Origin of the sequence: Chitinophaga sp. MM2321, assembly GCF_964033635.1 — a bacterium.
In the GTDB taxonomy this organism is placed as follows: Bacteria; Bacteroidota; Bacteroidia; order Chitinophagales; family Chitinophagaceae; genus Chitinophaga.
Genome location: NZ_OZ035533.1, coordinates 4,356,693 through 4,370,748, shown reverse-complemented (window position 1 = coordinate 4,370,748; position 14,056 = coordinate 4,356,693). Strand labels below are relative to the sequence as shown.

The 14,056-nt window shown below is 46.0% G+C and carries 12 protein-coding genes; 9 read left to right on the top strand and 3 right to left on the bottom strand.

Annotated elements, in window-relative coordinates; all coding sequences use genetic code 11:
* Positions 1 to 101: 101 nt before the first annotated feature.
* Complete coding sequence (locus ABQ275_RS16860) at positions 102 to 1,640, bottom strand: acyl-CoA carboxylase subunit beta (protein ID WP_349314321.1); 1,539 nt, start codon at positions 1,638 to 1,640, stop codon at positions 102 to 104.
* A gap of 131 nt (positions 1,641 to 1,771) precedes the next feature.
* Positions 1,772 to 2,218, bottom strand: a complete 447-nt coding sequence (locus ABQ275_RS16855; RefSeq protein WP_349314320.1) for a hypothetical protein — start codon at positions 2,216 to 2,218, stop codon at positions 1,772 to 1,774.
* Between the two features lie 150 nt (positions 2,219 to 2,368).
* Between ABQ275_RS16855 and ABQ275_RS16850 the strand changes: the two genes are divergently transcribed.
* Both ABQ275_RS16850 and ABQ275_RS16845 read left to right on the top strand, forming a co-directional pair.
* Positions 2,369 to 3,352 carry an acyl transferase gene (locus ABQ275_RS16850; RefSeq protein ID WP_349314319.1) on the top strand — a complete coding sequence of 328 codons (984 nt, stop codon included), beginning with the start codon at positions 2,369 to 2,371 and terminating at the stop codon, positions 3,350 to 3,352.
* 78 nt (positions 3,353 to 3,430) lie between these two features.
* Positions 3,431 to 4,294 (top strand): hypothetical protein, encoded by an 864-nt coding sequence (locus ABQ275_RS16845; protein WP_349314318.1) that lies wholly within the window; start codon positions 3,431 to 3,433, stop codon positions 4,292 to 4,294.
* A gap of 11 nt (positions 4,295 to 4,305) precedes the next feature.
* Here ABQ275_RS16845 and ABQ275_RS16840 read toward each other — a convergent pair whose 3' ends face one another.
* Positions 4,306 to 5,019 (bottom strand): hypothetical protein, encoded by a 714-nt coding sequence (locus ABQ275_RS16840; protein WP_349314317.1) that lies wholly within the window; start codon positions 5,017 to 5,019, stop codon positions 4,306 to 4,308.
* Positions 5,020 to 5,303: 284 nt separating this feature from the next.
* Here ABQ275_RS16840 and ABQ275_RS16835 point away from each other — a divergent pair, with 284 nt between their 5' ends.
* The 7 genes from ABQ275_RS16835 to ABQ275_RS16805 all read left to right on the top strand — a co-directional run bounded on the left by ABQ275_RS16835 (position 5,304) and on the right by ABQ275_RS16805 (position 14,045).
* Entirely contained in the window at positions 5,304 to 5,651 is a 348-nt protein-coding gene (locus ABQ275_RS16835) for a hypothetical protein (RefSeq protein ID WP_349314316.1), read from the top strand.
* 58 nt (positions 5,652 to 5,709) lie between these two features.
* A complete protein-coding gene (locus ABQ275_RS16830; protein ID WP_349314315.1) occupies positions 5,710 to 6,537 on the top strand; it encodes a DUF692 domain-containing protein in 828 nt (275 codons plus the stop codon).
* A complete protein-coding gene (locus ABQ275_RS16825; protein WP_349314314.1) occupies positions 6,521 to 7,270 on the top strand; it encodes a putative DNA-binding domain-containing protein in 750 nt (249 codons plus the stop codon). Before ABQ275_RS16830 ends, ABQ275_RS16825 begins: the two co-directional genes overlap by 17 nt.
* Positions 7,271 to 7,353: 83 nt before the next feature.
* Positions 7,354 to 7,779, top strand: coding sequence for a PepSY-like domain-containing protein (locus tag ABQ275_RS16820; RefSeq protein WP_349314313.1), 426 nt, complete (start codon positions 7,354 to 7,356; stop codon positions 7,777 to 7,779).
* Between the two features lie 615 nt (positions 7,780 to 8,394).
* On the top strand, positions 8,395 to 11,391 hold the full coding sequence (locus tag ABQ275_RS16815) for a SusC/RagA family TonB-linked outer membrane protein (RefSeq protein ID WP_349314312.1): 2,997 nt from the start codon (positions 8,395 to 8,397) through the stop codon (positions 11,389 to 11,391).
* 17 nt (positions 11,392 to 11,408) lie between these two features.
* The gene (locus tag ABQ275_RS16810) at positions 11,409 to 12,890 is read left to right on the top strand and encodes a RagB/SusD family nutrient uptake outer membrane protein (protein ID WP_349314311.1); all 1,482 of its coding nucleotides are present in this window, start codon (positions 11,409 to 11,411) and stop codon (positions 12,888 to 12,890) included.
* A 12-nt stretch (positions 12,891 to 12,902) separates the two neighbouring features.
* A complete protein-coding gene (locus ABQ275_RS16805; protein WP_349314310.1) occupies positions 12,903 to 14,045 on the top strand; it encodes a carbohydrate-binding protein in 1,143 nt (380 codons plus the stop codon).
* Positions 14,046 to 14,056 lie beyond the last annotated feature (11 nt).

The following is a 14,056-nucleotide window of genomic DNA, read 5'->3' as shown; positions in this document are numbered from 1 at the left end:
GTAAGCATTACCCTGATGAATAACGAATGACAGTTTGCGGGAAGATCTTTGTAAAGAGCTACGGGTAATGGCTGTCATTCGTTATTTGTCAGGCGTAATTGCTACAAAGGTATATTGCCATGTTTCTTTCTCGGCATATTTACCACTTTATTTTCAAGCATTTTAAAACCTTTGATCAGTTTTGCGCGTGTCTGGTCGGGTATAATCACTTCATCAATATATCCTTTTTCTGCTGCCAGGTAAGGATTGGCAAATCTTTCTTTATAGTCTGCCACCAGTTCATTCATGCGTGCTTCCGGATCCGGAGCGGCATCAATTTCTTTTTTGAAAATGATTTCCACAGCGCCTTTAGCACCCATCACCGCTATTTCTGCCTGTGGGAAAGCAAAGTTCAGGTCTGCCCCGATGTGTTTGGAGTTCATCACACAATACGCGCCACCATAGGCTTTGCGGGTGGTGACCGTTAATTTTGGAACGGTGGCCTCGCTGAGCGCAAACAACAGTTTGGCGCCGTTGGTGATGATCCCGTTCCATTCCTGGTCGGTACCGGGCAGGAAGCCGGGCACATCTACCAGTACGAGCAACGGCACATTGAAGGCGTCACAGAAGCGGGTAAACCTGGCGCCTTTCACAGAGGCATGAATGTCGAGCACCCCTGCCAGGATAGCGGGTTGATTGGCTACAATACCAATACTTCTCCCGGCAATACGGGCGAAGCCCACGATAATATTTTCTGCAAAATCTTTATGTACTTCAAAAAAGCTATCCGTGTCCGTTATATGTCCGATCACTTCTTTCATATCATACGGCTGATTCGCATTGGCCGGGATCAGCGTATTCAGGGCTTCCCTGACCTCATTGGCAGGTGTATATGGATATACCGGCGCTGTTTCCTCACAGTTTTGCGGGATATAGCTGAGCAGCTGTTTGATATTCTGAATACATTCTACTTCATTGGCACAGGAGAAATGGGTAACGCCGCTTTTGGTTGCATGGGTGTGTGCACCGCCCAGTTCTTCGGAGGTTACTTCTTCATGGGTAACCGTCTTCACTACGTTTGGACCGGTTACAAACATATAAGAGGTTTGTTCCACCATCATGATAAAATCGGTAATGGCGGGAGAATATACGGCTCCACCGGCGCAGGGCCCCATGATAGCGGAGATCTGTGGAATAACGCCGGAAGCGCGGGTATTGCGGTAGAAGATGTCTGCATAGCCACCAAGACTTACCACGCCTTCCTGGATTCTTGCACCACCGCTGTCATTCAGCCCTATCAACGGCGCACCGTTCTGCATGGCGAGGTCCATTACTTTGCAGATTTTACGGGCATGCGGTTCAGATAAACTGCCGCCGTATACGGTAAAGTCCTGGGAGAACACATACACCATTCGTCCATTGATGGTACCATAACCGGTTACTACGCCATCGCCCAGAAACTGTTCCTGTTCACTGGTGAGGCCACGGTTACGGTTGGCGACCAGCATATCCAGTTCTTCAAAAGAACCTTCATCCATCAACAGCTGTAATCTTTCCCGGGCGGTCAACTTGCCTTTCTTATGCTGGGAAGCGATACGCGCTTCACCACCGCCTAACATGGCTTCGTTTATCTTCGACTGTAACTCCTCTATTTTATCCATATGCTGAAAAATGAATGATAAAGCTAAACAATAAAAGGGGTTGTGTAAAGAGGAAAAAATCAGACCACTGAATAAACTGACGTATATAATTCAGTTTAATCAGTGGTCTGATCTATTATTCTTTTGTATGATTATGGTAATCTGTTATAAGGTATCTTGGGTGTAGAGATGGTATCGCTGGAGTTACCTGCATTATCAATGATATAAATGGCAAAATGCATGCTGTCATTCGGCCTGTCGCCTGTTCCCAGCAGGAAGTCTGATCCGATAAGTGGCAGGATGACGTCTGCATTTATTGATTTGCCTTTGTTGATACCTATGCCGGGCATTTTCTTGATGCCATAGAGAGAGTCTGCGGTGCCCATGCTATCATAAAAAACAGCCATTGCCAGGGTGTCTTCTATATCTCCGTCACCGTCCCGTACATTTAAGGTAACCGTCATTTGCTCAGTGGTGGCTGTTACACTATCAATGGAATAGCTTTTAAACGTGAGAATTGGTTTAGTGCCAACACCCTTATCTTTTTTACAGGCATATACAAGGCCGACCAGCAGGAACAAAAACAGAATTTTCTTCATAAAACAAACCTACATTAATTTAGGAAATATACAAATATTCAGCTATCTCTACCCATCTTTGACAAAACGTTTTTTTTGATACAATTGTTACTTCCTGCCGGTAAATTTATTCTTCTCCCTAACTTTGTACGATTTTAAACACAGCTATACATGACCGCCGTTTCTCCGGAACATATATTTTCATTGCAGCCAAATGGGCTGGAAGCCGCCGCCCTGGAGCTGTTTCACTATCAGTACCGGGAAAACGCCCTTTACCGCGCGTATGTGGATGCGTTGCACAAACGCCCGGAGGCTGTGAAAAGTATACTGGAGATTCCCTATCTGCCTATTCAGTTCTTCAAAACGCACCAGGTAGTATGTGGTTCATTTGAGCCGCAGCTGGTTTTTGAGAGCAGCGGTACTACACAAATGGTCAACAGCCGGCACCTGGTAAAGGATGCAGCTATTTACACACAGAGCTTTATGACGGCCTTTGAGCAGTTTTATGGGCCGGTGAGCGACTATGTGGTGGTGGGGTTGCTGCCTTCTTATCTTGAGCGGCAGCATTCATCGCTGGTACGGATGGTACAGGAGATGATTGTGCGCAGTGGCAGAGAAGAAAGCGGCTTTTACCTGTATGAGCATGATAAGTTGTATCAGGCGCTGAAGGCCCTGGAAGCGCGTAAGCAGCCCGTGTTGCTGATCGGCGTGACTTTCGGTTTGCTGGATTTTACCGAACAGTATCAACTGACATTGAACCATACCATTGTGATGGAAACCGGTGGTATGAAAGGCCGGCGGGAAGAATGGACCCGGGAAGAGGTGCATGCTTTTCTGAAAGAAAGGCTGGGTGTGGCGGCGGTACATGCGGAATACGGCATGACCGAGCTGTTATCGCAGGCTTATTCCAAAGGACAGGGATTTTTTGAAACGCCGCCCTGGATGAAGGTGCTGGTGCGTGATGAGAATGACCCTTTCCAGATTACAGCGGGCAAAGCCGCCGGTGTTATGAATGTAATAGATCTCGCCAATATTTACTCCTGCGCTTTTATTGCGACCGATGATATCGGCAGGATCCATGCCGATGGCCGGTTTGAAGTATTGGGCCGGCTCGATAATTCTGCACTAAGAGGCTGTAGCCTGATGGTTAGTTAACCGCTTATCCGTTTATCCGTTACGGTTATATTCATAGTAAATTTATTTAATGTAAATTGCTGCCGTAAATCTATTCCTATGAAAAAGCGGGCGTTGTTATTCCTGGCTTGTATCCTTTGCGGGTCCTCTATACAGGCGCAGTTCCTGAAAAAAATGAAAGAAAAGGTACGTAGCCTGGCTACAGCCAATGTTGATTCAACGCTGGAAGAAGGGCCTGAGGACATGCCCGGCAGGAAGCCACTGAATGAAAATCCATCTTTAATTATTGGTGGCGATGAGAAGGTACAGATAGATTCTGTATTTGAATTTGATATCGCGGTATACCAGGAAACCCGGGCCTGGCAGGGAAATCAGCGCGTTATTAAGGGAGGAGAGGATATTGTGATCTATTACAGCAGTGTAAAGCCGCAGCTGGGGGTACACCTGGTCAGCAAAAGTACGGGCGCACTTTACCAGTTTTATGCTGATTTTGCCAAAGCCTCCCAACTCAGCATTACCGCTATCCACAAAATAGGCAGTGGCACCAAAGAGCAGCTGGACCTGCAAACGATGGAGCCGGTATACCCGGGAGAGTCGGGATATCTGAATCAACTGATTAAGACAGGCGCTAAAAAAGTAATTGCCGGCGTGGCCTGCGAAGAATATACGGCCAACAATATGCGGGAGGACTCCGGGAAGGTAAATGTAACCAGCCGCTCCCTGCTGGGCGCCACTGTTTGGGTGCCGATGCAACCGCACACACTTTTCCCTGGTTATGCCTTTATACCCGATCATTACAAAGACCAGATGGAGGACATGCTCATCGAGGGGAGCTATCCGCCGGTAGCCATGCCACTGGAAATGCACCTCAAATATGCAAATGGCGACCGGGTAGATACCTACACGACGGACATTGTACGCGGTGAGAACCGGAAAATAGCCGTGATGGATGTGATCCGGTAAATATCCGCTTTTTACATAGCAGCAACCTCAAGCAACGCCGGCAGTTTGGCCGGATTATGCATAATAGTAGATAAAGTAGACATATAAGGAAATGACTGGTGATCCATCCCGAACTTATTCAGGAGGTAAACATCCAGTTGTTCCGGTGTGCTATGCCCCTGGATGAAGTCGCCCAGGTAAAAGAGGAAACGCTGCTTTTCCTTGTCGAAAATCAGCACCAGCGCCACTTTATCTTTTAATGGGTCCTGGCTGCCATGTTGCAATATTTTTAAAGCCTGTTCGAAATGCGCCGTTGTAAACTCTTCCGGCGGATTGGGCAGCAGGTGCGTACAGAAATAGTCGACTGCCAGGTCATCGAAATAGCCGGCGCCGGTATCGGTGTCCGGTTCGCTATGCCAGGTGGCCCATTGCAGCAATTGCTTCCGGGTAAGTTCGCCTGCCAGCAAAGCCTGGAGATGGTGGATCAGTCCGGCGCGGGATGGGGCCGAATCGGTAGCGTGTGTGATCGCTGTTATGATTTCATCATAATAGTGCTCATTGGTATCTCTGGCAACCTGCAACAGTATGCGGGTTACATCTTCGTCGGGATCCATTGCATCTTGCGGTAATAGGGATGGACCGTAGAGGTCCTGAATTACTTCTTCTCTTGTTTTAGTACCACGTAAATATGCCTTCATCAATGTAGCAAAGTAAATGGACGTTACAGGGGGCACTTTATGTTTCATGAGCCGCAGTTATTTCATAATTATTGGGTATAGACCAAAAATAGTATAAAAAGGTGAATCGTGACCATCTCTCATCTACCATTTAAACCACTATATACACCTTTTAACCGCATTAACATTTTTTTTTGGCCAACTAAAAACTAAAATATTTAAATTTCCGTAAGCTTTCTACAGTACTACTTCCAACAAAGGACGATAAGCAGGTACAAAATTTGATTCTCATCAGCACGTATTTTCTCTTGTAGCAAACAAACATTCTCTTCACTTAATTAAAATGCTTAAAAATGGAAAACAACAAATCTATCAGTAAAAAAGTTCTATTCTCGGGATCGCTCGTTGCCAGCGCCATCCTGGGACTGGCCTCTCTGCAGATATCTGCCAATCCTGTAAGCTACACTAATATGGGCGCAGGCGCTGCGGTGAGAAGTGCATTGACCGGTAATACCACCACTGCCAATTCCATTGAACTGTCCTGTGGTGCAAAAAAAGATTCTTCAGCAGTTGGTAAAACAAAAGAAGGTAAATGCGGACAAGGTAAATGTGGAGAAGGTAAATGTGGTAACAAGAAAGATAAGAAAGGGGGTAAAGAAAAACCAAAGGCTGATACCACCAAGTCTGGCCAAAAAATTTAAAAACAATTGAAAGGCCGGATAGCCCGCAGTTACCGGCCTTTCTTTTAAATATAAGATCATGGTAGGATTAGGTTTTCGTCGTGAATTTGCAGCAGAGATGATCAGTGGTGAACACATCACCCCCGACTTTATTGAGTTTGCTCCTGAGAACTGGATGAACATTGGCGGCTACTGGAAGAAAGTATTACACCAGGTGGTAGAAAAATACCCGGTTTTATGTCACGGGCTTTCCTTATCCATTGGTAGTCCCGAAGCGCCGGACAAGGAGTTTCTCCGGTATATCAAAACCTTTCTCGATGAATACAAGGTACAGTTGTATTCTGAGCACCTGAGCTATTCCAAATGTGACAATGCACATCTGTACGACCTCCTGCCTATTCCTTTCCGGATGGATGCGGTGAAGCATATTTCCGGTAGAATTCAACAGGTACAGGATTATCTGCAACGTCCGCTGGTCATGGAAATTGTTTCCTATTATACCCCGGTGGCGGCTGAAATGAGCGAGGTGGATTTCATCAATGAAATTGTTCGTCAATCCGGTTGTCAATTGTTGCTGGATGTGAATAATATCTACGTCAATGCTTTTAATCATCAGTATGATGCAAAGGCATTTATAGCGCAATTGCCGATGGATAAAGTGGCCTATATTCATATGGCCGGTCATGAGCAGGTGGCACCGGACCTGATCATAGACACGCACGGTGAACCTATTATAGACCCGGTGTACGACTTGTTTGAATGGACCATACAACGCCTGAAACCTTTGCCGGTACTCTTGGAAAGAGATTTTAATATTCCGGAAATGAACGAGTTGCAGGGAGAGTTATCAAGACTGAAAAATATTTGTCACAAACAATGGAAATTGAAAAATGAACTTGTTGCCTGACACCCATCATATACAGCAAACTTTTTCTGCCTATTGCCGCAACGGCAAAAAAGTGAACCTGCCCGGCGTAGCGCCGGATAGGCTGCAACATTATCGCCGTATGATCTTTAATATGATCGGCGATACCATGGAAAATGCATTTCCTATTGCTTATAAAAACATTCCTGCCCGCAAGTGGCAAAAAATGGTAAAAACATTTTTTGCACAACATGCCTGCCAGTCATACCAGATGTGGAAATTGCCGCTGGAGTTTTACACCTATGCAGTAGAAAATAACTGGGCAGAAACCTATGAGATCCCATATCTGAATGATCTGCTCAGTTTTGAGTGGGCGGAAATGGAAGTATACAATATGGAAGATATACCGGCTCCTCCTTTTAAATTAACGGGGAACTGGCTGGAAACGCCGTTGGTGCTAAATCCTGAGCATCGGTTGCTGGCTTTCCAATACCCGGTACACCTGGTAGCGAAAGCGAAAACGTTATCGGTATCCGGCGGCGCTTATTTTGTGTTGCTGTACCGTGATGCAGAAACCGGTCATGTACAGTTTACCGATGTATCGCCCTGGCTGGCCTTTGTAATTGAACAACTGGCAATGGGTATAACGGTGAAGGATATACTGGATTATGCCCCGCAGCTCAATATAACGGATACGGGCACACTGGAAGAAGATACGCTGGAATTTTTGCGGTACATGCAGGAACAGCATTTTGTACTGGGCTTTCCGGTTTAGAAGAGACCGCTTGCCACTGCCCGGAGAACTACAGAAAAATAACAGAATCGGGTTGTAGGTTGTGGATCATAAAACACAACAGTATGAAAAAGTATCTTTTGCTGACGGCTATTTTTGCCGGTATTGCTACTGCCGGCTTTTCGCAGGTAAAAGTACCTGCTACCGCCAGAACCGCTTTTGAAAAAGCGTTTCCGGGCGCTACCAACGTGAAATGGGGAAAAGAGGGCGCTACTGCGTATGAAGCCAACTTTGTGCAACATCACAAGCACATGTCTGCTGTATACGATCATAACGGCGTCTTACAGGAAACGGAAGAAACCATTGCAATTGCTGCGTTGCCCGCGGGTGTTACCGCCTATGTAAAGGAGCATTACAAAGGAGCGCCCGTTAAGGAAGCTGCAAAAATTACCAAAGCGGATGGTGTGGTAAATTATGAAGCGGAAGTAAATAAAAAGGATGTAATGTTTGATGCGCAGGGGAAATTTTTAAAAGAAGTAATAGAGAACTAAGCATAAACAATAAAAGCACCGGTGTACTATCATATAGATGGTACACCGGTTTTTATTTGGTAATATTTGTGCCGGGATGGATGTTGTATTCTCCTTTGAAGTATGAGAAGAATAATTGAGGGAGATAAAAGCAGTGTAAAAATTTATTTTTAAAAAATAACCCTAAAAGCTATGAAAAATCGGTTTAGCTAATTATATTTGATCAATAGTTTAACTGTAAGGCAACCAAAATTTGAATACATTGATGTACTGATGGGAGTAAAAAGTCCCACAAAGCAATAGAGAAACCCGCGTTATGCCCTTCAGCACAAAAATGATTGAAAAACCAGACTAAGATTTCACATTTCTTCAATTTTTTTCTCATGAATCACCTACTGTTATCCATGAAGGGGGAACCTGTCCTCTTTCCCAAACCACCTTCTTGTTATTCACTGTGTGAAGTTGTATCATATCCGCTGACAGCACAGTAAGAGAAGAACCGCCATACGCATAGGTTTAAAAAATAAGATTCCGCTCAGGAAGCGGGATTCCTATGTCTGAAAAATAACGTTGTATTCAATTGCCGGCGTAAAGTCACTTTACGCTATGGGATACTCATTCCTAAATATTGCATGTATGAAATACCTTTACTTTTTATTACAGCGGGGCATATGTTTGTTTGCAGCTTTCCTGCTGTCGGTCCTTACAATACAGGCGCAGAATGTATTGTTTAAGAATAAGGACACTACTGCAAATAATGCTGATTCCGCATTGTTTGCCAACATAGTAGTAACCGCCCGCGATTCAGCAGGCTTTATCCCCAACAATGAGTTGTTTCTGCGACGGGCCGTCAGTGGCGCCTACTCATCGCTTGATATTGATGAAGTAAAGAAGCTGCCTTATGTCAGCATTGATCAGATGCTGATAGGCCGTGTAACGGGGGTGGATGTACGAACACCGACGGCGGAACCGGGAAAACGCAACAGCGTATTTATCAGAGGTACTTCCTCACTGCTCCTCAAAAACAGTGACCTCTTTTATGCACAACCCATTTATGTAGTGGATGGTGTGCCACTCATCCAGGAGCATGCTTTTGCATATGATATCCAGCGGTTTGATTTTAACAGGATGGGTACAGAAACAAACCTGCTCACTTCCCTTGATATCAATGATATTGAAAGTATTGAGGTGCTCAAGGATTTTGGCGCCAGCGCCAGATACGGTCCCAATGCGGCTAACGGCATTATTAATATTACCACGAAAGGCGCGCGCGTAGGTAAGATGCGCGTGTCTGTAAATGCCTATGCCGGCCTATCGCTGAAGCCTTCCGTAGATGTGGTAAACGGAAAATATGAAAGTGATTTCAGGTTGCCTTTTTATGAAAAGTATGCGAATGAAACGCAGTGGCGCAACTTCCCGCGTTATCTGGCGGATTCTTCCCAACCCCGCTATTTCGGGCCGGCTAACTGGGACGACCTGTTTTACCGCAATGGTTTAAGTGAGGGTATCCAGGCCTCCGTGAGCGGCGGTACACCTTTTGCCAATTTCCGCTTTAGCCTGGGACAATCCGGTCAACAGGGAGTGGCCGATAAAACCGGTTTGCAACGGTATGATGTAAACTTCGGTATTAACATTGTACCGGTACGTAACCTGGTATTCAGCACTTTTATCGGTGTTGCTACTGTGAAGCGTAAAAGAAATGAATTTATAAGAGACAGAGCGGGTGATGAAGATTATCTCTTTAATTATGATGCACCGTTATCTCCCAACAAAGCATACCTGCAACAATATTATACTGACCTTGAAAATACGCTCAACAGGAATAAGAACAATTCTGCGCGCATTATTGCCAATGCACAATATAGTTTTGGCTCCCACTGGTCGTGGAATACACGCTTTGCCATTGATTACGGGCAGAATTTCCGCGACTACTTTGTACCCACTGCACTAAGTGAAGGGAATAGCTATGTTTCGAACTACGATGGTCTGAATAAGCGCCTGGTACTGGATAATTCACTCCGATATGAAAACACCTTTTCCGATAAACATCATCTGGAGATTACATTAGGGCAATATGGTCAATGGGATAAATGGCGCTATGATTATGGCAGGGCCTACAAAGGCAAGAGTGATTATGTAAAGATCTATGAACCCGCGAATATTGATAATCACCAGCAGCAGTTTGGTAACCTGCGGCTGATGTTTAACGCGAAAGACTATACGCAGTCTAATCTCGCTTCTTTTTATGCCAATGTTGGCTATAACTATGCACAGAAATATTTTGTAAGCCTGTATGTAAGAAGGGATGGCACTTCTTACCTGCCTACTGAAAACCGCTGGCTCATCTCACCTACCCTGGCGGCATCCTGGAAAATATCGCAGGAAGATTTCCTGAAAGAATCGTCCTGGATCAGTAACCTGAACCTGCGCGCCAGTTATGGCCGTGTAGGCCGCCTCGCAATGGATGAACTCTATAAAGGAGGCCCTGTTTATAATGTGGATGCCGGATGGAATGGTGTGCCGAATATGTCTACTTACAACGGCTTCCCTGCTATCAATGCGGCCTATGGTACCGGCTATATAGCGCCCGGCACTTCCTGGGCATATGTGGAACAACTAAACGGCGGCCTGGACATTGCCCTGTTTCATGACCGTGTACGGGCGTCGCTGGATGTATATGCCAAAACAGACCGTAACCTGATCCTGAAAATACCCACACTGGAAGAAGAAGGCTATACCGGCATCGTAAAAAGCGGCATGGCTATACGTAATTACGGTTATGAATTAGCTATAGATGCTGATGTGGTGCAAGGCAAAAAATTTCAATGGTCCACCGGCATAAGCGTATATACCAACCAGAATAAATTAATCGCCCTGCCGGATGGAATAAAAGACCTGGTGATTGATAACCGCCGCTTCCTGGTGGGTAAGCCGGTAGACCGGTATTGGTTATTGCTCAATGAAGGGATTTATAATTCAGATGATGAGGTGCCGGTAAATCCTGCTACCGGTAAGAAGATGTCTTACCAGGGCGTAACACTACAGAAAGGCGATCCCAAATGGACAGATCTGGATAAAAATTATGACATCAACGATAAAGACCGTGTGATGAAAGGCCGGCTGTCACCCGCTGCTATGGGTGGTTTCAGCAATAGCTTCCATTATGGGAACCTGGACCTGACGGTGTTGCTGAACTATTCTTTCGGCCGCAAAGTGATCAACGAAGTACTGGCCAACCGTTTTGATTTTGTAAACAGGGAAGGTATTGATGATCCGAAAGCGATCAAGGAAATTACCTGGTGGTCGAAAGTAGAAGGCGACTACAATAAAGTACCGCAATACAATCCCTGGAGTGCTGTGTATGCCTATCAGCCGGATCAGACGCTGTTCCTCGAAGATGCCTCTTATGTAAAGCTGCGCGCATTAACCATCGCGTATAACCTGCATTCTGCCTGGATGAAAAAATCCGGTGTGGACAACCTGCGGATTTATGCCACCGGTAATAACCTGCTCACCTGGACCAGGTACAAAGGCGGTGACCCCGAAGCAGTGAGTTATACCGGGTATGATGAAGGGTATTACAACTGGGCGGCTCCGCGTACGTTCACCCTGGGTTTCAATTTTCAATTCTGATGTTAAAAAACAAGCGTATGAAAAATATAGCTGTTGCCGGGATCATACTTTTCCTGGTGGTCGGTAACCTGTCCTGCAAAAAAATGTTGGATATTCCTTCTCATCGCGCGCTGACGGAAGAGAATATGTGGCAGAACAAGAATGATGCGCTGGCAGGATTATCTGCCTGTTATGCCCTGATGCGGGCTGCTATGGCAAATGAGAATGCACATTGGGTATATGGCGATATGCGGGGTGGTGATTTCCAGTCCACAAAGCGTGGCGACCTGCAGGCGGTGGTGGAAAGCAACCTGAATGCAAGTTTCACGACTATGAATGAATGGCGTGACTGGCGCAGGTTTTACGCTGCTATTGCACAATGCAATCTTACTATTGCGCGACTACCGCTGGTAACAGAGCGGGACTACCGCTACTCACCGAATGATATGCGGCTGGACAGGGCACAGGCCATGTATATACGCTCCTTTTTATACTACTATATTGTAAGGATCTGGGGAGATGTTCCCCTGGTAACCTTGCCAACTGATGGTGATGCGAAAGCCATTCCCCGCGAAAAGTGGCAGAAAGTATTGGACTTTGCTGCTACTGATGCGCAAAACTGTATAGAGGGATTACCATGGAAGTATAATGGGCAGTCGCCCGAACAGCAGGGCCAGTACAGGGGACAGGGCGAAGATCATCACCGGTCAATTGCCGCTACTAAAGGGATGGCCTATACGTTGCTGGCGCATATTTATCATTGGAAAGAAGATTATGCCAAAGCCCTGGAGTATGCAGATATCGTGATCAATAATCAGTCGCAGACCAGTTACACTTTTGCAACACTGGATGAACTGACCAGGCTGGGCGGCGGTTTCCGTGGCCGTACTTACGATAATATTTTCCAGGTGGATCTGAACTTTGATCACGCTGAAATTTCTACAACCGGCCAACTGGAAGACTGGACCCTCCGGGAACCTTTCATTCCTAAAAGGGAATCTGAAATATATGTTCCCAAAGACAGTGTGTTGAAAATTTATGGAGAAGCGCATGAACAACGCCCGGACTACTTCTTTACAAAAATGGAAGAAGCTTACCCGGTATTTTATAAGATGAAGCAGATAGATAATACGGTGCAGAACCCCGTCCTGAAATTATATTCCTCCTGCATTATTGTGTTCCGTTACGAAGAATTGTACCTGTTACGGGCAGAGGCTAAAGCCCGGCTGGGCATGGCTAATGCCGCGGATGATCTCAACCAGGTACGTAGCCGGCGCGCATTAAAGAACCTGAATGTAGCCATCACCGGGCAGGGATTACTGGACGCTATCTTATTGGAACGCCGCCGCGAGCTGATAGGAGAAGGGTGGTACTGGTATGATCTTGTTCATTTTAAAAAGATTCCGCAGTACACCCGGCTAACGGCAGCCGATGTAAGCAATGGCGCTGCCTATTGGCCACTGTCGCAGGCTGCGCTCTCTAACAACAAATCACTGGTGCAAAATAGTTTCTGGAAATAATAAATAGCTGCCATGAAAAAAATCTTATTACTGCTGGCGATCATCGGATGTTGGGCATGCAAAAAAGGCATGGACCAGTACCGTAATGCAAAACCGGCGTCTGAAGTGAGTGTCAGTACCTACGATTTCCTGCAACAACAGGGAGCGTTGTACGACACCTTATTATTACTGATAGATAAAGTAAAACTTACGGATACCCTGAAAAACCAACAGGTCACTTTCTTTGTTCCGCAGGACAACAGCATTATTACGGCTATCAGGAACGTCAATTTCGCGCGGGAGAAACTGGGTGATCCCGGCAACTGGACGCTCGATAGTATACCCGTTACCGTATGGGACAGCCTCCTGCGCCGGTACATCGTCAGAGGCATCGTAAATGCGGACTCCCTGCGATATGCGGATGGTACTGAACTGACTACACTTTACGGACATGAAATGAACGGTAAAACAGCGGGCACCAATGCATCCGGCGCAGTAGATGCGGGCACACAGGTGCTCATGTATAGTGATAAAAATAACTCCCGTTTCTCCAAAGACTGGTCGGTAGCCCTTACACAAAATGTAGATGTAAAAACAAAAAACGGCATGATGCACATCCTGGAAAGCAGGCATGTATTCGGCTTTACCTCTTTTGTAGGCATGGCTTATCCACGGTCGCTGGAACCCGCGCAGGGACCGTATCTCGGCTATCCGTTCAAAATTCCGGGTATTATAGATGCAGCTGACTACGATGATGGCGGAGAAGGAATTGCTTTTCATGATTCCAACGGAGATGGTAACCACTCTTATCGCCCCGATCGTCCGGGTACGGAAAACTGTTCTGAAGGCAATACCGATGGCGGCAGCCCAGGCGGCAATTATAATGTAGGCTGGACTGTAGATGGTGAATGGCTAAGATATACCGTGGATATAGCAGAAGCAGGCGCCTATAAGGTGGAGCTAAGAACCGCCAGCGGTTGTTGCGATAGTAATGTGCATTTCCTTATTGATGATGTAGACGTGAGTGGTGATATCATCACACATAATACCGGCGGCTGGCAAAACTGGAGCGGTACTACAGCTATCGTACAACTACCGGCAGGAAGGCATTACCTGAAGTGCTTTATGCAAGTTAGCGGCTTCAATATTCACCGGTACATCTTCACAAAAATTTAAAATGATTAACC